Genomic DNA, 22,179 nt, shown 5'->3' on the forward strand with positions numbered 1-22,179 from the left:
ATCTAATCATTAACGATTATAATACCCTGAGCCGTATCTTGATGAAAATCCCCAAAAATTTCATATTTTCCGAGTTTAAGCGGTGCAAGTATAATATTTATTGACTCATTCGGCATAACTATTTTTTCACGATGTAAATCATGACTTTCAAACTCTTCTACTGTATCATCTTCATTATGAACAATTAACCTTATCTTAGTAGATTTCGGTACTTCAACTATATTCGGAACAAATTTATGATCTTTTATAGTTATCTTTACTTCTAATATATCATCATTTGTTTTATTATCGGAACTCTTATTTGTAGAGATATAAATAATTACTGCTAAAAATATCAAACCTACTAGTACAATAATATTTTTGTTTTTTTTAATAATTTCCATACTAAACTCCTAGCTTAATTAAAGTTTAAAGTAAGATTCTTATATACTCATTTAATTTGAGTTTTAAATTTTTAATAATTACAAAATTTATCCTGCAATTTTTATTAATGCTATAAGATATACAATTATTATCATTATGACAAGGATAGATAATAAAATATAATTTTTTTGTTTTTTATTATCCGATATTTTAGTTTGTTTCATATTTATTTAATTTTGTTTAAAATCATTAAGTTCAAGCAAAAGATATTCATTTATCGGTAATGATTCATGAGAAATAATTTTATTTATATTAGAACCTAAAGCTTTAAAAGTTTTGCCTTCAGCAATAACACTGCGTGTTCCAACCGTTACTTTACCTTGCAAGGCGTAAGAAAAAATTAAAGGATATGTAATATCGCCGATTTTCATATCTATTTGTTGTCCTTTTGCTTTAGAATCATATAATATTTTACCGTTTGATAAACGAGTAATTTTAGCATTAAAGCTTACTTTTTCACCACATAATAAAGGAACACGATAAGCTATCTCATCATCATAAATTTTTACTTCATTATTTTTGACAAAATTTTGCGGTAATATGGATTTTAAAATTACATTAACTTTATAATTATAAGCATCATCGAAGATAATATTTTTACTATTATTAACGGCATATTTTGCCGGAATAATAGCTTCTCGTGCTTCTCCTACCATCATACCGATTATTACATTATCTAAGCCAAGCATTACAGGAGCAGAGCCTAAAGTAAAAGTTTTAGTATCTTCAGATATTAAAGTATTGTTCATATCTGATATTTGATAAAATACGGTAACTACATGTCCGCAAGAAGCGGGACCGATATTACCACTACCGAGCGTATTAATTTTGAACAGTGTTTTTACTAAATCCTTACGTACTTCAATAGTGTAATCATTAGGATTGATAGGTCCATTTAACGGTTGTAAAATATTTTCAAAAAATGCTTTCCCTTCTTCGGTTTTAAGAGCATTTATTACTATTTTTGAAACCGTACGTTCAAATAAATTACCGTTTAATGAAATAGGAGGTTCATTATTTATACTAGTTTGGTTTTCATCGGTAGATGAATTATTTGAAGCCGTTTGCTCTATAGTTGTAGGATTATTGTTGTCGGGAGATATTTTTAACTTTACTATATTGTAAAGTATTAGGATTACAATTATTAAAGATAAAAATTTTTGCATATATACTCGTTTAATTTGAAAAATTCGCTACAGCTATTTCAGAAAGCTCAATACAAGCAAATTTTGCAGGATTCGCCTTTGCTCACGTATTATTATACGCTCCGCAGGCTCGCCTTGAAATTCATCTTATCTAGAACTTTCTGAAATAAGCTTTATGTCGTATTATAAGTCTGCGGTGCTCACGTAGTTTATCTACGTTCCGCTCCTTGCCTTATATACTCCTTGCTCTTTTCCAAATTAAACTTCGTCTATCCACTTTGTCATTTATCAGGAGTATATGTTTTAGTACAACAAAGTTTACTATAACAATCAATTACTTAATAATCAAATGAGAATAAAAATAATTTGATTAATAAAAATAATTGATTTAAATTTAGATGCAGAATTTTATAAATATAGTGGTGAAAAGTGAAAAAATTTATATTTTGTTTTTTATGTTTATGGACATTAAACATATTTGCTGCTTCTAAAACTTACCCTAATAAGCTTAATCGTTGTAAAATTACTAGAAATATATTTAATGATTATGAACCGAAAGTTTTTGAGACTACTAATAATTTATTACGTAAAACAGGAAGATTATCAAAATTTTACGGTGAAAGGATATTAATTAAAGGAAAAATATTAGATCAAAATTGTGTGCCGGTTGCAGATGCTAAAGTTTATTTATGGCAAGTAGGAAGCGGAGGTAAATACCCTTATGAACCTTTAAAAACTAGAGTTGATAAAAGAAGATTTACAAGTAAAAGCGATTCAAGCTTTACCGGTTCCGGTATTGCTACTACTAATAATAAAGGAGAATATTACTTTATTAGCATGTTGCCTTATAAATCTTCTCGTTATTTGAGAAGTGCAAACATAAGAATAGAGCATCCCAGTCTTACTACTCTTGAAACACGCTTAGACTTATCTGATAAAAATATGTGTGATAATGAGTGCGGTGAAGTAAATCCTATATTAATCGAACCGCAAGAAAATATGCCGTCTTATTGTTTTGATTTAGTATTACAAGGTACGACACTGAAGAGGTAATAGACACCTTGCCTAACTTGCTTCTAAGGGTAATTTGTACGTCAATCCGGTACTCGAATCCTCACGTTACTTGCGTGTACGCTGCGGTTCTGCGTTCCGTGTTTCCTTCAAATTTCTTCTTATTAGCTACGTTAGGCAAGGTGTCTATTGATGTCATTCCTGCTTCATGTAGAAATGATATTAGATGACGGTGCTTCTAAAGGTTTTTTTATACCACAACTACATAATGTAAGTGCTAATACGAATAAATAAAATGTTTTCATTACTATAAATTATTATATGACCTTAAGAAATTATAATAAATATCTTATATATATTATAGTGTTTTTATTATCTATAATAATTTTTATTCCTAAAATTCATGCTAAGCTCTATGAGAAGCCTAAGGATAAATTAGAATTTTCAAGAGGTTTAAGCGTTCCTGATAATATAATTTTTTTTGATGAAGAAAAAAATCAATATTCTCTTGATCAGTTTGAAGGACAGACTATATTGTTAGTGTTTTGGGCTACTTGGAGTGCTCCTTGTGTCAAAGAAATGCCTGACCTTGATGTGTTGCAAAAAGATTTTAGGAAATTACCTTTTTCAGTAATTCCGATTTCAGAAGATTATCAAGACATAAAAGTTGTTAAAGAATATTTTAAGAGCTATCAAATAAGATATTTGCCGATTTATCATGATTATAGAAATGAATTATTTAAAGCCTTAGGGGTTATTAGTTTACCGACTAGTATATTAATAGACCCAAACGGCAAAATAATAACTAGCTTTGTCGGCAATACAAATTGGTATGACGAAAAAGTTAGAGATACTATTTTATCTGCCATTCCCGGAAATTATCCTGAACCTAAAAATAGTTATAACGAGCAATCTCTGAATAAACCGGCTAAGCCTTTGCCGCCTGTAAAAAAGGATATAATTAAGAATGAGAAAAATAATGAATGAAGTAAATAAATCGACTATGGCGAATGCAAAATTTGATCAGATAATAACCAAACGTCAGATAAGTAAAATAGAACAGTTATTTGCTTCGGTTTTTGGTGATTCTAAAGAAGTGATTGCCGTTTTACGCCTTAGCGGTATTATCGGTAAAGTAAGTACTATGCAATCGGGTCTTACGTTAGAATCATTAAATGAACTAATAGAAAAAGCTTTTAAAATAAAGAAATTAAAAGCATTATGTTTAATTATTAACTCTCCCGGCGGTTCTCCGGTACAATCTGAACTTATTGCGAAACGTATTCGTGACCTTGCTAAAGAAAATAAAATAAAAATTTATAGTTTTATTGAAGATACGGCGGCTTCAGGCGGATATTGGCTTGCTTGCAGCGGTGACTGGATATATGCTTCTTATAGTTCGGTTATAGGTAGTATTGGAGTAGTGTCAAGCGGATTCGGTTTCCATGAAGCGATTAATAAACTTGGAATAGAGCGTAGAGTTTATACGGAAGGAAAAAATAAAGCAATTTTAGATCCTTTTAAACCTATTAATAAAGAGGACCTTAAAATTATTAAAAATTTGCAACAGCAAGTTTATGAGCACTTCGTTGATTATGTAAAAACAAGAAGGGCAGGGAAGCTAACACAACAAGACGAGATTTTATTTAACGGCGAATTTTGGGCAGGGCAAACGGCTCTTGATTACGGCTTAATTGATGGCATAGGTGATATGTATAGCGTAATGAAAGAAAAATTCGGCGATAATATTAAGTTTCAATATCTGTGTGCTAAACAGCCTTGGCTTAAAAAGAAACTTGGCATGGGAAGTAAGATATTAACCGATAATCTTGCTAATTCTTTAATTGATGCAGTAGAAAATAAAATTGTTAACGATAAATTTGATATAAGGTAGTATGACTATAACGCAAGTTAAAATTAAGAAATTAGAAAATTTTTCAGGTAGTTTGCCGGAATATGCTACAGAGCATAGTGCGGGGATGGATTTAATAGCCGCAAATGAGCAACCTATAACAATAAAAGCAGGTGAAATACAGCTAATTCCAACAGGTATCGCTATAGCATTACCTGACTCATTTGAAGCACAGATAAGACCTCGTTCGGGTCTTGCCGTTAAACACGGTATTAAGGTTGCTAATTCACCCGGTACTATTGATGCAGATTATCGAGGCGAAATAAAGGTGATTCTTATTAATCTCGGTAAAGAAGATTTCGTTATAGAAAAAGGGATGCGAATTGCTCAGATGATAATTTCTAAGTACGAACGCATATTATGGGAAGAAAGTAGTAGCCTTACGGAAACGATGCGTGGTAGCGGCGGCTTCGGCTCTACGGGTGTTTAAGAGTTCTAAAAACGTCATTGCGAGTGGGTATTGCCCTAATCGTCATTGCGAGCGACCGTAGGGAGCGTGGCAATCTCAAGAGGTAATATAAAATTCTTGAGATTGCCACGTCGATGCTATGCATCTCCTCGCAATGACGGTTTTGGTATCCATGCAACAGATCATAAAACTTATGAAAATCACAATAAAATTATTAACTTCTATATTTTTATTAGCTTTGAACTGGAATCCGTGGTCAAGCTACGGGATGACAACTGAGGTAAATTCTGATTCTGTAGATAATGTTAAGCAAGTTTTTACCTATATCGATCAAAAAAATTGGTCACAAGCTGAAGATTTAGCTCTAGAGATAAATAGTAAAGCTTTAACAAAAATTGTACTTTCTCAGAAATATTTAGATAATAAATATTCAGATAATAGTTTTGAACATGTAATAAGATTTTTACGCAATAACCCGGATTGGCCTCAAAACAAGCTGCTTGAAGAAAGAGCGGAAGAATATCTAAATAATAATACAAATAAAAAAGTAATTTTTGATTGGTTTAGTAAACATCCTCCTATTACCGGCAAAGGTTATAAATTTTATGCGGCAGCTGCAAGTAGTTTAATTAAAGATCAGAAGATATTACTACCTATTATTAAAGAGGCTTGGGTATATGCCAATTTCACTCCTGAAGAAGAAAATGTATATTACAATAAGTGGCATAAATATTTAACTGCAAATGATCATTTAGTGCGAATAGAAGAACATTTATGGAAAAATGATATTAGATCTGCCGAGCAGTCACTAAAATATGTAGATCAAGGTTACCGTAATTCTTTTAAAGTCCAAATTGCGATTATAGGTAAATCGCCAAATGCTGAAAAGCTTTTTAAAAATGTTCCTGAAAAATACTATAGTTCCGGTTTATTATATCGTTATTTAGATTTTAAAAAAATGCAAAAGCCGACAAAGGAAGTTATTACTTTGTTTAAGAAAGCTAAAAATAACCGTAAACATTTTGCTAAATGGTGTCGTATTCAATCCTATTATGCTCGTGAATTCATCGATTACAAGGATTTTGCTAATAGCTATAGAATGGCAACGATGCCCTTTGCTACCTGCCCTGAAACTATAAGAGAGCAGGAGTGGCTTGCGGGCTGGCTTTCTTTAAGCTTTTTAAAAAAGCCTGATCAAGCGTTAGTACATTTTAATAAGTTTATCAAAGTTGTTAAAACCCCGATTAGTTTGGCACGTGGATTTTATTGGCTCGGTCGTACTTATGAAGCAAAAGGCGATAAGCAAACGGCTAGAAAATTTTACGAGCAGGCAGCTAAATATTCTTTTACCTTTTATGGGCAGGTAGCAAATATTGAATTAAATAGGACAAAACTGGTTTTACCGCCTGCTCCCGTGGTAACTTCTGAAGAAAGAAAAAATATAGAAAATAAAGAGATTATTAAGGCAATAAGATTACTGGTTAAATACAATAAAAACCACTTAGCCATGATATATTCCAAAGCAGCGATTAAAAATACTACAAATCCTGCAGAAATTCAAATAATCGTGAATATTATTAAAGGATGTAATAATACCCATTATATAGTGGATGTAGCAAAGATTGCTGCTCAAAATAATGCTTTTATTCCAGATTGTGCTTTCCCGACTCCCTATAATCTAGCAGGTTTGCCTATTGATTCTCATTTAACTTACGGAATAATTAGACAAGAATCAGTCTTTGACCATAAGGCCGTGAGTTATGCAAATGCCATGGGACTCATGCAGCTTATTAAGGGTACTGCTTGTGATACCGCAAAATCTATAAATATGAAATGTAATGTAGCAGATTTAACTAGGAATCCAGTATATAATATTAAACTCGGTTCGCATCATTTCAAAAAACTATTAGATGATCATAGAGGTTCTTATATTCTATCTATCTCTTCTTATAATGCCGGAAGTCATAACGTAGTAAAATGGATTGATAGATTCGGTGATCCAAGGGATATAAAAGATACAAGAAAAATTATTGACTGGATAGAACTTATACCATTTAGAGAAACAAGAGATTATGTTCAAAGAGTACTTGAAAATGTTCAGATTTATAGGGTAATCTTAAATAAGAATAGTAACTTGTACTTTAAGCGTGACTTACATGCTTGTGATATAGTAAAAAGTTAATTTTCCATTAGTGTTTTGTTTTGACATATAGTAATATATAAGTATGATATGGAAACTAATTAACAATATGAATTAAGGAGGAGATTATGCCAAGAGGTGGATTCTTAGGAAAAGTAGATAAAGAATTTAAAAAAGTTCGTAATGATAAAATGATAATGATTCTCAAGTAGATAAATGTAAAGACCAGATCGACAGAATTAATAAACTCAACGGAAGTAAAATTACATATGATCGTGAAACTGCATATGTTGAATTTCCAAGATATGATGGGTTAACTGAAAATTTTAAATGGGCTTGGCTTTTAGGTGACAGGGAAAAACGCGAAAAAACAATCGAGGAATTTAAACAAATATTGAATATTTTAGAAGCTAAAAATAATCCGGCTCAGTATAATAGCTTAGTATCTAATTGGATGCTAGTACCAAAAATGCACTTGATGTTAATATTAAGAAGTATAATATTATTGTACCGACACAACAAATCAGTCAAGAAGAATTAGTAGAAAAGGCTTTAGCAGAAGCAAAACATAGTATTAAAATAAGTGATGTAACTGCTGAATTTAAAAAGTATTTTTCAGAATTAGATTTGGATGGCGTAGTATTATTTATGAATACTGCTAAGCAGTCAGGAATTGATGTTGATGGATGTGTGGGTACTGCACTTCGAGATGTCGTAGATATGAAGTATCCTGCAACATGGAACGGTGTTTCAACACAAAAGTTTTTTATAGAAAAGGTATAACAAATCCATATGTTTCTTTTGATAGTAAAATAGAACCAAATATACAAGCTGAGTTAGTAGAAAAGGCTGTAGCAGAAGCAGAACGTAGCACTAAAGAAAATAATGTAACTGCTGAATTTAAAGATCATTTCTCAAAGTTAGATCCTGATGGGGTATTAGCATTTATGCAATGCACTAAGGGAACAACGATTAATGTTGATGGATGTGTGGGTACTGCACTTCAAGATGTCGTAGATATATATCCTGCAACATGGAACGGTGTTTCAACAAAAAAGTTTTTTGTAGAAAATGGTATAACAAATCCATATGTTTCTTTTGATAGTAAAATAGAACCAAGTACGCAAAGCGAGGTACAGGAAGAAGCGTATAACAGTGCTACTGCTTCAACTGCTGAGGTTATATCACAATTACTAGAATCTGAAGTGACGCTTACTAATGGTAAAAAAATTGAAGTTAAGAAATTTATAGAGCTATTAGATAAAGGAAATACAGGAGAATTGGAATATAATTTCAAAAAACTTAAGAGTACAGATAGTGCATCTATAGCGAAAGAAATGGCTCTGAAATTAGCACATGATTTGTTACATTCTAAAAAAGATTTTGATGTAGTTGATTCTACTGCACAAAATATGGGTAAAGTAATCCCTGATTTTGTAACAATATATGAAAATTATGGAGCTTTAACTGATAAACAGTTACATATTGAAGAAATGGAAATTTCTAATGTTTCACATTTATTTGATTGTGACTATACAGTTTAAGTAGTTGTATAGCATTATTGTTATCTTCAATATTGTTCTCGTTTCTTATGTCATTCCTAGCTAAAAGCGGGAATCTAATTCTTTCCTCTTTTATACCGTGGTTTATCCACGGTATCTAGAAAAAATAAAATAAAGACTAGATGCCGTGGTCAAGTCACGGCATGACATAGTAGGGTTTACTGATTCATATAACAGGATTCTCAAATACCTATCAATTATATTCATGATTCTTAAAAACTTATCTTTACTAATAATATTATTCTTTTCAATATCAGCTTTTTCTGCTGCTACTAACCTAAAAAATATCCCTATTACTGTTGTTGCTCCGGCAACAGGTGCTGATAATAAGACCTTATCGGATTTAAAAAATATTAATGGATTAAATTTACAAATTCTTTCTAAGTGTTTTGCTAAAGGTAAGCTACCCTTTCTTGCAAGTAGCGATGAAGTAAGATTTAATTGCCTGCGGGATATATTATTTGATGAGTCTGATAATGTAGTATGGAGTTTACGAGGCGGTTACGGTTCTGCTAGAATAATTCCCGATTTACTAAAGCTATCAAAACCAAATAAAGAGAAATTCTTTATAGGATATAGCGATATAACGGCGTTACATCTTTTTCTATCACAAGAATGGGGATGGAAAACTATTCACGGCAGTAATATAGCCGACTTATTAAAAACTGATAAAGATCAAAGTAATTTTACCAAGCTTGCTGAAATATTAAAAGGTAAGGTAAAGCAGGTTACTATAGATAATTTGAGTCCGCTTAACGATATAGCAAAATCAAGTGATCTTGTTAACGGTAAACTAACCGGCGGTAATTTAACTATGGTGCAGACTAGTATAGGAACCAGTTGGCAAATAAAGACTAAAGGAAAAATTCTTTTTTTAGAAGATGTGAATGTAGCTCCTTTTAGATTAGATCGTGAGCTTTTACACTTAAAGCAAGCAGGATTACTTGAGGATGTTAAGGCTATAATATTTGGTTCATTTGGTAAAGATCTTGACGCCACAATGTTAGTGCTTCGTAATTTTGCAGATAATTTAAATATTCCGGTATTTAAAACAAATAGATTCGGTCATGAAAAAATTAACGATCCGATTATTTATAATACGGATAGTAAGATTATCATGGGGAAGAATAAAGGATTTAAGTTAGTGATGGGATTGTAAATGTTATGTTACCCCCGTGTCTTGACTACCACTTCGTCATTGCGAGCGACCGTAGGGAGCGTGGCAATCTCAGGACTTCGGCACGAGACTGCTTCGTCAATTGCTATGCAATTTCCTCGCAATGACGGCTGTTATAATTAACTCTATCGACTCAAATGCAAATAATCATTATATTTTGATAAATTCAAATCATAAGAAAAGGACTTATTTGTAACGTAATATTCAAGTAATTTTATGAGTCCTGCTTTATGTCTATTTAAAGTCTCGATGCTTAAAGCTATTTCTGTTGTTTGCACATAAGGTTCGGTACTGGTTATTTTTACATAGGCAATGGTGATTGGATTCCCGCTTTCGCGGGAATAACATAAAAGAGGTTGGGAATGACATAAGAGGGATATAGAATTACATTCCAGGAATCCGTTTTCTAGCAACATTAAACTTTCTATAATAAGTTGCGGAGAGAGTCCTAGTTCTATTTCTTTTTTAGTTGGGATAGTACCGGTTTTATAATCCAGTATAGTTATATTATTTGATTTACTTATTTCAATTCGGTCAGCTATACCGATTATTTTTATATCTTGACCTGCAATATTTAGTCGTAATTCCCCTTTAGTTTCAAAATAGATTTCTTTGCAGTTTTTTCGGCGTTCTATATCAAATAAAATAAAAGCTTTGCTGAAAGCCGTGAGTTTTATTTGCCAAGTTTTTTTTGTGTAGTTTGGTAAAATAGTGCCATATAAAATATGATTGCCGATATTTATTAAAGCATTTTGTTTATCAAGCAAATTTAAATTAATAAATTGTTTGTCGTAATTTTTAGAATATTCCTCTAAAACTTTATGAATAAAATTACCGAAATCCGATATTTTAGGTTCTTCCCATATATTATCTTTTTTACGTAGTCCAAGGATTTTCTTAGCATAAAACCCGTATGGGTTTCTTATTAATGTTTCTATGTCGGTTACTGATAAGATGTTTGGGAAAGAGTGGCTATGTGCTGTGAAATTGTCCCCTATGTCATCTTTCCTTATGTCATTCCCGTGTAGGCGGGAATCCATGTCTAGGTGGATTCCTGCTTCCGCAGGAATGACATCCTGTAATTTCAAAAATAAATTACTCGGCACTGACAACTTACCATCATATTTTTTAGCGTTTAGTATAATTACTTGTTTATTTTGTAGAAATAAATTGAAGTAATCTGAATATAGAGTAGAGGCGGTTTCATTGTAATCTATATTTAGTATCTGCAAAGCTTTCTTGCTAAGCCATGGGTGAGATTTAGCGGTATGTGTCCAGTTTTCATTATTAAAATGCGGTAATATAATTAAGTCGAATGTACATAATGCTAAATCTTCCGGTGGTGCTATAATAATATTGGCAGAGTCAGTATTTTTATAATATTTGATATTAGAGAGTAAAAAAGAAAAAATTTTAGGAAAATCCTTTTTATCCATTGAATTTATATATTTGCTATATGCAGTTAAATTTGTTAAAAATTCAACTAGTTCTGCTCCTCCTTCTTTTTCCCAAATAGTAGGTAAAAGTTTTTCAGCTATTTCTTTAGTTAAGGTCAGAATATCTAGTATATTATGCGGGTTATCGGTAAATAAAATATCTATTAAGTTACGGCAATATTCTTTTGTATCCTCGTTATCAAATTGTAATTGCAATAAATATTTAGGCGAGGATATAAAACGCTTTTTATTAGATAGCATTACTTCTAATTTTTGTGTAGCAGAGCAGTTAATTAAAGGATTTTTAAGTAATAAAAATAGGAGTTTTAAATCAAAATTATTACATAATATTTTAATAATGGAAGTTAGTAATTCACCTATATTAGTAAGCCTTAAGTCATTACCTAGTAGATCTTCGTATCTGTCTAAAAAATTGCAATATACTCTTTTAAGTTTATTATTATTTGTAATGATTGCAATCCGTTTATCTTTATTACGGCTACATATATAAGCTATTTGTTTAGCCTCTTCATAAATGTCATTAGGTTCATAATAAGATATACCATCGCTAATCTGCTTTGAGACAGGGTGATAGTGAACTATGTAGTCCTTTAAGTCTTCCTCAAATCTTTTAAAAAAAACATTAGGTTTGAATATTCCGGCAAGTATTACTTTCTTATTCCTATTCTTTATCCTTATTATTGCTTCTTGTAATAACTTTAGCTTATAAACTGCTTTAGTTTGTTTTTGAGTAAACGATATTTCTTCTTGCCACCTTAAAAAGCAATATTCTAGAAATTTATAAATCTTTTGCCAATAGTTAGAATTGTTATAGACTTCAATTAATTTTATATCGATATTATTGATTATAAGATCATTAAACAATTTTCTTAGAATTTCTGCAGCTTTTAATGATTCATTTTTATTGAATTGTAAGTCTTTATATTCGGTAATTATTTTTGATATAATAAGAAGTTCTTCTATTTTAGATACATAATCCGAATCGGTTTTTTTTGAAATAAGAGAATTAAAAGGAATAGTTATAGGTAATTTAATTTTATATTTATCGGTTAAAATTTTCTTTAATTCTAGGCATGAGAAATTATTAGGCAATATTATGTGAACTTCTGTACCTTTCTCTAATTTATCAATGATATACTCAGCAAAACTTTTCAAAAAAGAATAATCAGCAGTCATAAATAATGTTTTTTACGATAATATAGCAGATCCAAGGTCTGAAACAAATCTTATTTAAAACGATAATATAGTACAATAAATAATATTTGATTATTAGTTTCTTATTAAGTATCTTAAAATATATTAATTTAAATTTTATAAATAAGGTATCATATGAAAATTTTTATTATATTATTTATTATTATAGTCTCTATAACAGCATGAGCTTATGCTAATAATTTAAACTCACATATAGCTTATTATGATAATATACAAGTAGAACAACAAGAAGATTTGATAATACAAAAATTGGTTAAACTATTTGCGGCTGAAATGAATTGTATTATTGGTGGCTGTTTACAACAATGGGATGTGCAAGATAATCGAGTAAAATATTCAATTGCTTAGCAAGAACAATGTGGACCTGTAATTTATGGTCAGTATCAACTGGGAGACAATGGTAGAGGTTCTACTTTCGTATGTGAACGCTCTAAAAATTCCGTATGTTGTTGGCCGCTTGGATATGAATATAATAAAGCGTTTGTAATATGTCCATCTAATTATATTGAAAACTAATATTTACTTACTAACTTTTACGAGTTCTTTAAATAATTCTAAATCTACTCCATTATCGTTAAGATATTCAGGATGCCATTGAACGCCGATAACGAATTTATGTTTCGTTGATTCAATGGCTTCGATTATTCCGTCTTCTGCTTTTGCAGATATTATAAGATCGTTACCGAGTTGTTTAGCAGCTTGGTGATGAGTCGAATTAACCATAGTTTGTAGCTGATTATTAGCTATTTTAGCAAGTTTAGTACTTGCTTCTATATTAATTGCATGTGAAACTATGTTTTTAGGCGAAGGTTGTGTATGATTAATTACAGTTTCAATATAATAAGGAATATGTTTAATAAGCGTACCCTTAAAAATAACGTTTAATAACTGCATACCTCGGCATATTCCTAAAACCGGAATATCTCTCTCTAATGCTTTCTTTAAAACTAATATCTCAAAATTATCACGTTCTTCATTAGAAATTACTACATCTTCGGCGTATTCCGGCTCATAAAATTTAGGATGTATGTCCTCATCACCGCCTGGAATTACAACACCGTCAACAAGTTCCATAAGCTGATTTATTGTATCAGTTTGATAAGGTAATAATAGAGGTACACCACCGGCTGCAATAATTGCATAGGTATAGTTTCTTCGCAAGGCGTACCATGGAAAAGCAGCGTAACTATATTTTTCACAATTTTGAGCTAAATCAGGTGTAACACCTATTATCGGTTTCTTTTTCATTTTGTTATCGTTTTATTATTTTTCTGTCAGCTATGTTGTTTATAAAAGTCCCGTCATTGCGAGCCAGCATTTATGCTGGCGTGGCAATCTCAGGAGTTTTTTAAATTATCTTATGAGATTGCCGCGTCGTTGCTAACGCAACTCCTCGCAATGACGACTGGGCATCCGCACAGCAAAGCCACTATTACCCCTCAATATGCGGTGGTGTTTCAAAAGTATGGAACGGCGGTGGTGAGGTAAGTGTCCACTCAAGCGTATCAGCACCCTCACCCCAAGGATTATTTGGACAATCTTTTCCGTATTTTAGTGTATAGAAAACGATAAATACAAAATAAAGAGCAGCCGCCATAGAGATACCTGCTCCTATCGACGAAACCATATTCCAGCCGGCAAAAGCTTCAGGGTAGTCCGGTATTCTTCTTGGCATACCCGCAAGCCCTAAAAAGTGCTGTGGGAAGAAAGTTAAATTAACACCAATAAATGTAATCCAAAAATGAATTTTGCCTAAAATTTCCGGATATTGTTTACCGGATATTTTGCCGAACCAGTAATAAAACCCTGCAAATGCCGTAAATAAAGCACCGAGCGACATTGTATAATGGAAATGTGCCACAACATAGTAAGTATCGTGCAGTACCCTATCAAGTGCCGAATTTGATAGGATTATGCCGGTTACGCCGCCAATCGTGAATAATATAATAAATCCTATTGAAAATAGCATAGGAGTTGGGAATGTAATCGAGCCACCCCACATAGTTGCTATCCAACTAAATATTTTAATGCCCGTCGGAACTGCTATAATCATTGTTCCGGCAGTGAAATATATAAGTGCATTATAAGAAAGACCAACAGTAAACATATGGTGAGCCCATACGATAAACCCGACGAATCCGATTATTACCATAGCTCCGACCATTCCTTGATAGCCGAATATAGGTTTGCGTGAAAAAGTTGAGATAACCTGGCTAACTATACCAAAGCCCGGAAGTATTACGATATATACTTCAGGATGACCGAAAAACCAAAATAGATGCTGAAATAATACAGGATCACCGCCGCCGTCCGGTTTAAAGAAATTAGTTCCAAAGTTACGGTCGGTAAGCAGCATAGTTATAGTTCCGCCAAGTACCGGCATGGCTAAGATTATAAGGAATGCAGTTACTAATATAGACCAAACAAATAACGGCATCTTGAAAAGCCCCATGCCCGGAGCTCTCATATTAAAGATAGTAACAATTAAGTTAATTGATCCGAGGATTGACGATAGACCGGTTAAATGTAAGCTGAAAATAGCCATATCAACGGCTGCTCCCGGGTGACCGCTCAAATTACTTAAAGGAGGGTAGAGCGTCCAGCCCGTTCCAGGTCCGCCGTCAACAAAAGCAGAACCCATAAGCAGGATGAAAGCAGGAACTAATAGCCAAAAACTGATATTGTTAAGGCGTGGAAATGCCATATCGGGAGCCCCTATTAACAGAGGTACGAAATAGTTACCAAAACCACTGAACAAAGCCGGCATAATCATAAAGAATACCATAATAATCGCATGTGCCGTGATAAGCACATTATATAGCTGGAAATCATGATTTAAGAAAATGCCGCCGGGCATTGCAAGCTCTAACCTAAAGAGAATAGAAAATAACCCTCCGACAATTCCGGCAAAAACGGCAAATATGATATACATAATGCCGATATCTTTATGATTGGTAGAAAAAAGCCACCGCCTCCAACCGTGCGGAGTGTGGTGGTCATCGTGATAAATTTCGGTAGTAGTTATATCCATAATTATTATTCTGGTTGTGTTAAGTTTTTAATCAAGCTTAAAAATCAAAGTTATACTTAAGTTTTTTTCTTTTAAGATTATTTAAGTGTAATTTTAGTATTTTCTCGAGTTTTATTTGATCTTTTGGTTTATTTTTAGCTATTATATAATTTACAAACCACAAAACTAGAAAAAATACAGGAGATTTTTTTAAAAGAGAAATTACTTTCTTTCGCAATTTTGATATCATAATTGCTATATCCTCCAAAAGCGACTCAGCATATATATTTTCACATCCCGTTATAGAATATTTTGAAAATCTTTTAATAAATGGTAAAACAGCCTTAAAATCTATTTTTCTGAACCTAAATAATATATAAGCAAGTCCGTCAAAAGCTACTATATTTATTTTCTCGCTTTCATTTTTTTTAAGAAAATATAAACAAACTTCTAAAGTTTCCTGATAATTTAAAGAGTTTTGACAGAAGCTTAAAATAAACTCTTTTTTTTCTTCTTCATTATTTAAATAATGGATTAAACCCTTATCGGTAAATATTTTTAATTTTTTTTCAGTAAAATAATCAAAACCATTTTTAAAATGTGCTAAACAAATTTTTCTTTTTAATCTTGGTACATCATGGGCAATGTCGCCTAACGTTTCCAAAGTTACATTTAAAATTTTTTCATTGGTACTTTTCAAATTTTCAAACAATAAAGGTAATATTAAATTTTCTTTAATATTATAAAATCTACGTACTAAAATACCTAAAGCCTGACATGTTGCAGCCTGTGATAACTCTTCGGGATTGCTTAATTTTTCTTCAATATAAGTCATTCCCTCATCATAATCTGCACAATTACCTACATACAAAGTGTAATAAAAAGCCTTGCTCCATTCAGGATCATTAATCACATCCGGTTGATTTCTATATTCTTCCTCACTCATTATCATATAATTAGTTAGCCGCCAATTTTGGATTCTTGCCATTCATGGCCGTCTTGTTCTTGCTTGCAATCCAATTGTCGAAATCCTCTTTGCTTACTACTTCTATAGCAATCGGCATGAAGCCGTGATTGATGCCGCAAAGCTCTGAGCATTGTCCGTAATATACACCTTTCTTGGCAACTCTTGTCCATGTTTCATTAATTCTTCCAGGCACTGCATCTATTTTAAACCCAAGTGACGGAACGGCAAAACTATGTATTACGTCACCTGCGGTAATGAGAAACCTTACGGTAGCATTTTCAGGTATAACAATCCGATTATCAACGTCTAATAATCTTTTTTGGTCAGGTTTTAAATTCTCATCAGAGATCATTACGCTATCAAATTCTAAATTATCATGATCAGGATATATATAATGCCAATACCATTGATAACCTACTACTTTAATAGTTAAATCCGTTTCGGGTATTTTCTCGGCATGACGCAATATTCTAAAAGACGGCACTGCAATAATAACTAAAATTATAATAGGGATTACAGTCCAAATTATTTCTATTAAAACATTATGTGAAAATTTTGCCGGTACTGGATTATTTTTTGCATTAAATCTGATACATACAAAGCCAAGTAATCCGGCAACGAATAAAACAATAGCTGTTGAGATATAAAGCAGAAAATTATGAAAATGATGTAATTCCTCCATAATCGGACTTGCCGGAGGCTGGAACGTTACTTGCCAAGGTAACGGCTCGGAGGCAAAGCAAATATTGCTAAAAATCAATAAACTAATAAAAGTAATAGACATTTTCCCAAACTTCGCTTCTAGAGGTAATTTAGACGTCGATCCAGTACTCGCATCCTCACGTATGTTTATATACGCTGCGGTGCGAGGTGAAGTATCTCCTTTAAATTCCTCTCTATAAGCTGGTTTGGAAAGATGTCTAATAATATTTTTCATAGCTACATATAAAGTTATTTATATATATAAATGTATATACAGTTTTATTAAAGTAAAAATCGATAAATTTTTGTAAAAACTACATATTTTTAATAATATTTGAACTAGAAAGTGTTCCTATATTAGGATGTTGCAGTAAGTCAATAACTTCTATTACTTTCGCATTTATTAATTTTGCTTGAATTTGTTTATTTATTAACTGAGGATCGTGCTTTGTTACAGCGATTACAGCAGGACAAATATTTTGTACTAATCGGGCGTAATCATTAAAATCTTTTAGTTTAGGTAATATAAGTACTTTATCAACAAATGTGAAAGAACTTAAAATTTTTGCTCGTTGTAATTGATTATGTATAGGTTGACGTTTTTTATATTTAATAATTGTTTCGTCAGGCTCTAAAGCGACTATTAAGTATTTACCTTGTTTTTTAGCTTTGCGTAGAAATTCTATATGACCGTAATGTAATAAATCAAAACAACCGCCTACTAGAACTATTTCACTATTTATAGGACAGTTTTTATTTAAAGAAATATTCTCATAATATTCTATTTTGGGTGGTTTGACAGCATTATGGTTAGATGAGCAAGACGTAAGATTTATAAAAATTAATAGAAATAGCAAAAGTCTAGGCATAATCTTTCTCTATATAAGTTAATGAAAATTAACTTATATAAAAAATTTAATTTTAATCAATAAAAAACTAATAAAACAGAAATAAAACAAAATTTTACAATTTTCTATTGTAATTTGTTTGTATATAGTTCATATTATTATTAGTAATGAAAAATTGATTCAAATAATCTTCAGAGCAATTTTAATGAATGATACCGCACTATCTTATGATTTTAATGACATATTACCGTCATCTTTTATTAGTGCACGTCTCAGGAAAATTCTCACCTCTTCCTCCTTATTATTATTTATAGCATTAGTTGTTTTTGTCTCTTTTGCCGTTAATAATTATGTTAACGACACTTTATCCATAACTTTAGTACAACCTGATAGTAATGAAGAAGAAACAATTTCATTTAAAGAAGTAGTAGTAAAAAAAGGCGATACTATAAAGTCAATTTTGATAGAACAAAATATCCCTAAAAATGAAATAGAAAAAATTGTAAGTTTAATAAAAGAAGGAAAATTATCTTCTGCTCTTAAAATAGGGCAGCAAATTACTTTTGAATATGAAACAAAAATTACCGAAAACGAAGATGAAGATTTAACTTCAGAGGTAACATTCTTAAATAAAATCGTTATAATTATCGATAAGCTAAAAACTATTGAAGTAATTAGAGAAGGTGATAATTTCAAAGTTGCAGAAATTATAGTGCCCTTAACTAAGAAAGTTGCTAAATCATCGGTAAGTATTGAATCAAATTTTATGTCAGCCCTTAAAAAACTGGGTTTATCGAATAATAGTATAATAGAGCTGATTAATGCTTATGCTTATCAAATCGATTTTCAGCGTCAAATAAAAAGCGGCGATACTGCAACCGTAATAACGGAAAAATACGTAACGGAAGACGGTAAATTTTCCCATCACGGTAAAATCCTTTATGTTTCATTAAATCTTTCAGGAAAGGAATATAATATATATCGCTATTCGCATGATAATAAGGCAAATAATCAGGTGTTTTTTTCCGAAGACGGTAAGAGCGTAAAGAGAAGCTTACTTAAAACTCCGCTAAAAGTTATAAAAGTTTCTTCACATTACGGTAATAGAAAGCATCCGATACTAGGTTATACTAAACTTCATAAGGGAGTTGATTTTGCAGCTCCAACCGGTACGCCTATATATTCCGCAGGAAACGGAGTTATAACGGAGATAGGTTGGAAGTCGGGTTATGGAAAATTTATTCAGGTAAAACATAGTGGTACGCTATCTACTGCTTATGCTCATGCTTCAAATTTTGCAAAAAATTTAAAAGTGGGAAGCATAGTAAAACAGGGGCAGGTTATAGCATATGTCGGAAGTACCGGCAGAGCTACAGGTCCACATTTGCATTATGAAGTTAAAATTGACGGCAAACATGTTAATCCTATGTCGGTTAAAACAACACCGGGTGTAGAATTAAACGGAAAAAATTTAGAGAAATTTAAACAATTTAAAAAAGAAATAAAAATTTTAAATATTAAGCTTGATAAGGAATTGCAAGCTGATAAAGCAGCCGCGGTTTCATTGTAGGATAGACGTCATTGCGAGGAGCGAAGCATTGTTGCAATCTCGTGCCAAAGTCCTGAGATTGCTTCGTCGAAACTTGCAGTTTCTTCTCGCAATGACGATAAAACCGATCCACGCAAAAAATAACATAAGAGCCATCATTCACAAAACATCTATGTTCCTACTCCTAAAAAAACTATATATAACATTTGCTCGTAGTAGTCGTATAATAATAACCTTAGTGATTATTGATCAGTTAAGTAAATGGTGGTTTATTGATAATTTAAGATGGAAGCCGGGCTTAATGCTTAAGATTACTTCTTTCTTAAATATGGTTTATACTTGGAATTACGGTATTAGTTTTGGTCTAATGCGTGAATATTATCAATATAGCAATGCTATTTTTTTAATAACTAACACGCTTATTGTCTGTTATTTATATTATCTGATGATACGTTCAAAAACAATAGGGAGTTTTGCAGGTTATAGCTTTGTAATCGGCGGAGCTGTTGGTAATCTAATTGATAGATTTTTTAGAGGAGCAGTTTTTGACTTCATCCATTTTCATTATCAGAGTTATAGCTTCCCCGTATTTAATTTAGCTGATTGCTTTATTACAATAGGAGTAATTATCTTAATAGAAGATTATTATAGTACTAAAAAAGTTATTGAAGAAAAGGCTAAAGGGAATTATGATAATGCTCAAATTGAAGCTATGGCTGAAAAAATTCGTAATGCCGGTCATAACGGGGACGATATAGTGAATTAATTTGGGCTAGGGACGGTTAATTTAAAAGCGAGACTGCACAGCGTATATATAATACGTGAGCACAGTCGAGGCTTGCAAAATTGATTGTTCCTAGTCCAAGTTAAAAAACTATAAAATATAATTTTAATTAAAGGTGTATTAAGTGAAAAAGATTTTTTTATTAGTTACTGTCTTATTAATTACTTCTGCTTGTAGTAAAAAGTTAAAAGAAACCGTAGGTATATCAACAGCCGGACCTAATGAGTATCAAGTACAGCGTGCTAAAGCACTAGAAGTTCCGCCTCATTATTATTTGCCTGATCCCGGGAATAGTAAATCGACCTATAATAATATAAAAGGACAGGGTGAATTTAATGAAGGTGAACAAGCTTTAATGCAAGAGATAAACTAAGAATTGTTATTTTAACGTCATTGCGAGGAGAGGCAAAGCCTCGACGTGGCAATCTTGAGAGTTTATATACTGTTTCATGAGATTGCCGCACTCCTTTCAGTCGCTCGCAATGACGTTGTTCTTTCAAATTAACTCATGAATTCTCATACAAAACAAAAAATAGGTATTTTTGGGCTTGGTAAAACCGGTATATCGGTTTATGAAGAGCTGCAAGGTAAATGTGACGTAATTGTTTATGATGATTTAAAAGCAAATAGAGATATATTTGAAGAATTATATACCAACAACTCAATTGCTGCTTTATCTGATTCAAGATGGCAAAATTTAGATAAAATTGTCTTAAGCCCTGGAATTCCTTTAACGCATAAGATAGTAGGTATTGCAAAAAATTTTAATATTCCAATCATTTCTGATATAGATTTATTATTTGAAAAATCAAAAAATTTAAACTTTATTGCCGTAACCGGTACAAACGGTAAAAGTACTACTACTGCTTTAATAAGCCATATCTTAAATGGTAACGGTTTAGACTATCCGGTTGCCGGTAATATTGGAGTTCCTGCTTTGCAAGCTAAAGCAAGTAAGGATGGATATATACTTGAATTGTCTTCTTTTCAGCTAGATCTAGTAAAAACCTTTACAGCTAAAATAGCAGTACTTCTTAATATCACTCCCGACCATCTAGATAGACATCAAGACATGACCGGTTATATTGCAGCAAAATCTAAGATTTTTGATCGAATGGATAAAGATAGTTATGCAGTAATTAATATTGATAATGATTATTGTCGTGAAATTTTTATAACATTGCAGCAAGAGCAGCGTATAAAACTAATTCCTTTTTCGGTTACTAAAATTCTTGAAAACGGCATTTCGGTAGTTGATGATAAAGTTAAAGATAATGATATAAGTTATAAATTATCTTTTAATAAAAATTTGCAAGGAACTCATAATTATGAGAATATCGCTGCAAGCTATGCAGTAGCTAAAATAATAGGAGTAGAGTCTAAAAAAATACTTGAGTCTATAAGTAGTTTTCAAAGTTTACCTCATAGAATGCAATATATCGGTAGTATAAATAATATAAGTTTTTATAATGATAGTAAAGCAACAAATGCCATATCTGCCGTGCAATCAATTAAAGCACTAGATAATATTTACTGGCTTGCGGGAGGAATCCCTAAAGAGGGTGGTATTGAGGAAATAAAGCCTTATTTCAGTAAAATTAAGAAAGCTTATTTTTATGGTCAAGCTAAAGAAATATTTGCAAATACTGCTAAGAATATAGTAGATTTTGTAATATGTGATAATCTTGAGCAGGCTTTTGATCTGGCTTATAAGGATGCAGTAGGTGATAACGCGGAGGTAAAAAATATCTTGTTAGCATCTAGTTGTAGCTCATATGATCAGTTTAAAAATTTTGAAGAGCGTGGCGAGTTGTTTATGAAGTTATCCAAACGTCATTGCGAGGAAATTACAAAGTAATTGACAAAGC

At 31.8% G+C, this 22,179-nt stretch carries 19 protein-coding genes and 1 pseudogene; 12 read left to right on the forward strand and 8 right to left on the reverse strand.

The genetic code is table 11. The features are described from left to right. Positions 1–2: 2 nt before the first annotated feature. Both ACE38Q_RS01885 and ACE38Q_RS01890 read right to left on the reverse strand, forming a co-directional pair. Positions 3–383, reverse strand: coding sequence for a cupredoxin domain-containing protein (locus tag ACE38Q_RS01885; RefSeq protein ID WP_500189884.1), 381 nt, complete (start codon positions 381–383; stop codon positions 3–5). Positions 384–593: 210 nt separating this feature from the next. Continuing rightward, a complete protein-coding gene (locus ACE38Q_RS01890) occupies positions 594–1,589 on the reverse strand; it encodes an FKBP-type peptidyl-prolyl cis-trans isomerase (protein ID WP_500189885.1) in 996 nt (331 codons plus the stop codon). Between the two features lie 408 nt (positions 1,590–1,997). Between ACE38Q_RS01890 and ACE38Q_RS01895 the strand changes: the two genes are divergently transcribed. The 8 genes and pseudogenes from ACE38Q_RS01895 (at position 1,998) to ACE38Q_RS01930 (ending at position 9,761) form a co-directional block, all read left to right on the forward strand. Continuing rightward, positions 1,998–2,621, forward strand: a complete 624-nt coding sequence (locus ACE38Q_RS01895) for a dioxygenase family protein (protein ID WP_500189886.1) — start codon at positions 1,998–2,000, stop codon at positions 2,619–2,621. Between the two features lie 279 nt (positions 2,622–2,900). Beyond that, positions 2,901–3,566, forward strand: coding sequence for a TlpA disulfide reductase family protein (locus tag ACE38Q_RS01900; RefSeq protein ID WP_500189887.1), 666 nt, complete (start codon positions 2,901–2,903; stop codon positions 3,564–3,566). After that, entirely contained in the window at positions 3,559–4,473 is a 915-nt protein-coding gene (locus ACE38Q_RS01905) for a S49 family peptidase (protein ID WP_500191200.1), read from the forward strand. The genes ACE38Q_RS01900 and ACE38Q_RS01905 overlap by 8 nt, the downstream gene beginning before the upstream one ends. A gap of 1 nt (position 4,474) precedes the next feature. After that, positions 4,475–4,921, forward strand: a complete 447-nt coding sequence (gene dut, locus ACE38Q_RS01910) for a dUTP diphosphatase (protein ID WP_500189888.1) — start codon at positions 4,475–4,477, stop codon at positions 4,919–4,921. A 172-nt stretch (positions 4,922–5,093) separates the two neighbouring features. Then, positions 5,094–7,082, forward strand: coding sequence for a lytic transglycosylase domain-containing protein (locus ACE38Q_RS01915; RefSeq protein WP_500191203.1), 1,989 nt, complete (start codon positions 5,094–5,096; stop codon positions 7,080–7,082). A 408-nt stretch (positions 7,083–7,490) separates the two neighbouring features. After that, positions 7,491–7,823: a hypothetical protein gene (locus ACE38Q_RS01920; protein WP_500189889.1), complete on the forward strand. Its 333-nt coding sequence runs from the start codon at positions 7,491–7,493 to the stop codon at positions 7,821–7,823. A gap of 44 nt (positions 7,824–7,867) precedes the next feature. Then, positions 7,868–8,221, forward strand: a pseudogene (locus tag ACE38Q_RS01925) (hypothetical protein); the annotation flags it as partial. 586 nt (positions 8,222–8,807) lie between these two features. Further along, positions 8,808–9,761 carry an LD-carboxypeptidase gene (locus ACE38Q_RS01930; protein WP_500189890.1) on the forward strand — a complete coding sequence of 318 codons (954 nt, stop codon included), beginning with the start codon at positions 8,808–8,810 and terminating at the stop codon, positions 9,759–9,761. A gap of 143 nt (positions 9,762–9,904) precedes the next feature. On the opposite strand, the gene ACE38Q_RS01935 is transcribed toward ACE38Q_RS01930, so the two are convergent. The 6 genes from ACE38Q_RS01935 to ACE38Q_RS01960 all read right to left on the reverse strand — a co-directional run bounded on the left by ACE38Q_RS01935 (position 9,905) and on the right by ACE38Q_RS01960 (position 17,999). Then, positions 9,905–12,412: a PD-(D/E)XK nuclease family protein gene (locus ACE38Q_RS01935; RefSeq protein WP_500189891.1), complete on the reverse strand. Its 2,508-nt coding sequence runs from the start codon at positions 12,410–12,412 to the stop codon at positions 9,905–9,907. Positions 12,413–12,970: 558 nt separating this feature from the next. Then, positions 12,971–13,699: a gamma-glutamyl-gamma-aminobutyrate hydrolase family protein gene (locus ACE38Q_RS01940; protein ID WP_500189892.1), complete on the reverse strand. Its 729-nt coding sequence runs from the start codon at positions 13,697–13,699 to the stop codon at positions 12,971–12,973. 184 nt (positions 13,700–13,883) lie between these two features. Continuing rightward, positions 13,884–15,482 carry a cytochrome c oxidase subunit I gene (gene ctaD / locus ACE38Q_RS01945; RefSeq protein WP_500189893.1) on the reverse strand — a complete coding sequence of 533 codons (1,599 nt, stop codon included), beginning with the start codon at positions 15,480–15,482 and terminating at the stop codon, positions 13,884–13,886. Between the two features lie 37 nt (positions 15,483–15,519). Beyond that, positions 15,520–16,449: a hypothetical protein gene (locus tag ACE38Q_RS01950; RefSeq protein WP_500189894.1), complete on the reverse strand. Its 930-nt coding sequence runs from the start codon at positions 16,447–16,449 to the stop codon at positions 15,520–15,522. Then, a complete protein-coding gene (gene coxB / locus ACE38Q_RS01955; RefSeq protein ID WP_500189895.1) occupies positions 16,418–17,365 on the reverse strand; it encodes a cytochrome c oxidase subunit II in 948 nt (315 codons plus the stop codon). Before coxB ends, ACE38Q_RS01950 begins: the two co-directional genes overlap by 32 nt. Positions 17,366–17,444: 79 nt before the next feature. Next, a complete protein-coding gene (locus ACE38Q_RS01960) occupies positions 17,445–17,999 on the reverse strand; it encodes an FAD synthase family protein (protein WP_500189896.1) in 555 nt (184 codons plus the stop codon). 184 nt (positions 18,000–18,183) lie between these two features. Here ACE38Q_RS01960 and ACE38Q_RS01965 point away from each other — a divergent pair, with 184 nt between their 5' ends. From ACE38Q_RS01965 to murD, 4 genes are all read left to right on the forward strand, one after another. Next, complete coding sequence (locus tag ACE38Q_RS01965) at positions 18,184–19,548, forward strand: M23 family metallopeptidase (RefSeq protein ID WP_500189897.1); 1,365 nt, start codon at positions 18,184–18,186, stop codon at positions 19,546–19,548. Between the two features lie 151 nt (positions 19,549–19,699). Next, positions 19,700–20,293: a signal peptidase II gene (gene lspA, locus ACE38Q_RS01970; protein WP_500191205.1), complete on the forward strand. Its 594-nt coding sequence runs from the start codon at positions 19,700–19,702 to the stop codon at positions 20,291–20,293. Between the two features lie 142 nt (positions 20,294–20,435). Next, positions 20,436–20,684: a DUF3035 domain-containing protein gene (locus ACE38Q_RS01975; protein ID WP_011270963.1), complete on the forward strand. Its 249-nt coding sequence runs from the start codon at positions 20,436–20,438 to the stop codon at positions 20,682–20,684. Positions 20,685–20,819: 135 nt separating this feature from the next. Then, the gene (gene murD / locus ACE38Q_RS01980; RefSeq protein ID WP_500189898.1) at positions 20,820–22,169 is read left to right on the forward strand and encodes a UDP-N-acetylmuramoyl-L-alanine--D-glutamate ligase; all 1,350 of its coding nucleotides are present in this window, start codon (positions 20,820–20,822) and stop codon (positions 22,167–22,169) included. The last annotated feature ends 10 nt before the right edge of the window (positions 22,170–22,179 follow it).

The sequence above is a fragment of the Rickettsia endosymbiont of Thecocarcelia acutangulata genome, from assembly GCF_964263195.1.
Taxonomy (GTDB): Bacteria; Pseudomonadota; Alphaproteobacteria; order Rickettsiales; family Rickettsiaceae; genus Rickettsia; species Rickettsia felis.

What these genes read in the sequence shown, in the direction of transcription:
- dut (WP_500189888.1), top strand. Translation starts at nt 4,475, where the DNA reads ATGACTATAACGCAAGTTAAAATTAAGAAATTAGAAAATTTTTCAGGT.
- ACE38Q_RS01960 (WP_500189896.1), bottom strand. Translation starts at nt 17,999, where the DNA reads ATGCCTAGACTTTTGCTATTTCTATTAATTTTTATAAATCTTACGTCT.
- coxB (WP_500189895.1), bottom strand. Translation starts at nt 17,365, where the DNA reads ATGAAAAATATTATTAGACATCTTTCCAAACCAGCTTATAGAGAGGAA.
- ACE38Q_RS01950 (WP_500189894.1), bottom strand. Translation starts at nt 16,449, where the DNA reads ATGGCAAGAATCCAAAATTGGCGGCTAACTAATTATATGATAATGAGT.
- ACE38Q_RS01905 (WP_500191200.1), top strand. Translation starts at nt 3,559, where the DNA reads ATGAATGAAGTAAATAAATCGACTATGGCGAATGCAAAATTTGATCAG.
- murD (WP_500189898.1), top strand. Translation starts at nt 20,820, where the DNA reads ATGAATTCTCATACAAAACAAAAAATAGGTATTTTTGGGCTTGGTAAA.
- ACE38Q_RS01940 (WP_500189892.1), bottom strand. Translation starts at nt 13,699, where the DNA reads ATGAAAAAGAAACCGATAATAGGTGTTACACCTGATTTAGCTCAAAAT.
- ctaD (WP_500189893.1), bottom strand. Translation starts at nt 15,482, where the DNA reads ATGGATATAACTACTACCGAAATTTATCACGATGACCACCACACTCCG.
- ACE38Q_RS01965 (WP_500189897.1), top strand. Translation starts at nt 18,184, where the DNA reads ATGAATGATACCGCACTATCTTATGATTTTAATGACATATTACCGTCA.
- ACE38Q_RS01935 (WP_500189891.1), bottom strand. Translation starts at nt 12,412, where the DNA reads ATGACTGCTGATTATTCTTTTTTGAAAAGTTTTGCTGAGTATATCATT.
- ACE38Q_RS01930 (WP_500189890.1), top strand. Translation starts at nt 8,808, where the DNA reads ATGATTCTTAAAAACTTATCTTTACTAATAATATTATTCTTTTCAATA.
- ACE38Q_RS01900 (WP_500189887.1), top strand. Translation starts at nt 2,901, where the DNA reads ATGACCTTAAGAAATTATAATAAATATCTTATATATATTATAGTGTTT.
- lspA (WP_500191205.1), top strand. Translation starts at nt 19,700, where the DNA reads ATGTTCCTACTCCTAAAAAAACTATATATAACATTTGCTCGTAGTAGT.
- ACE38Q_RS01885 (WP_500189884.1), bottom strand. Translation starts at nt 383, where the DNA reads ATGGAAATTATTAAAAAAAACAAAAATATTATTGTACTAGTAGGTTTG.
- ACE38Q_RS01890 (WP_500189885.1), bottom strand. Translation starts at nt 1,589, where the DNA reads ATGCAAAAATTTTTATCTTTAATAATTGTAATCCTAATACTTTACAAT.
- ACE38Q_RS01915 (WP_500191203.1), top strand. Translation starts at nt 5,094, where the DNA reads ATGAAAATCACAATAAAATTATTAACTTCTATATTTTTATTAGCTTTG.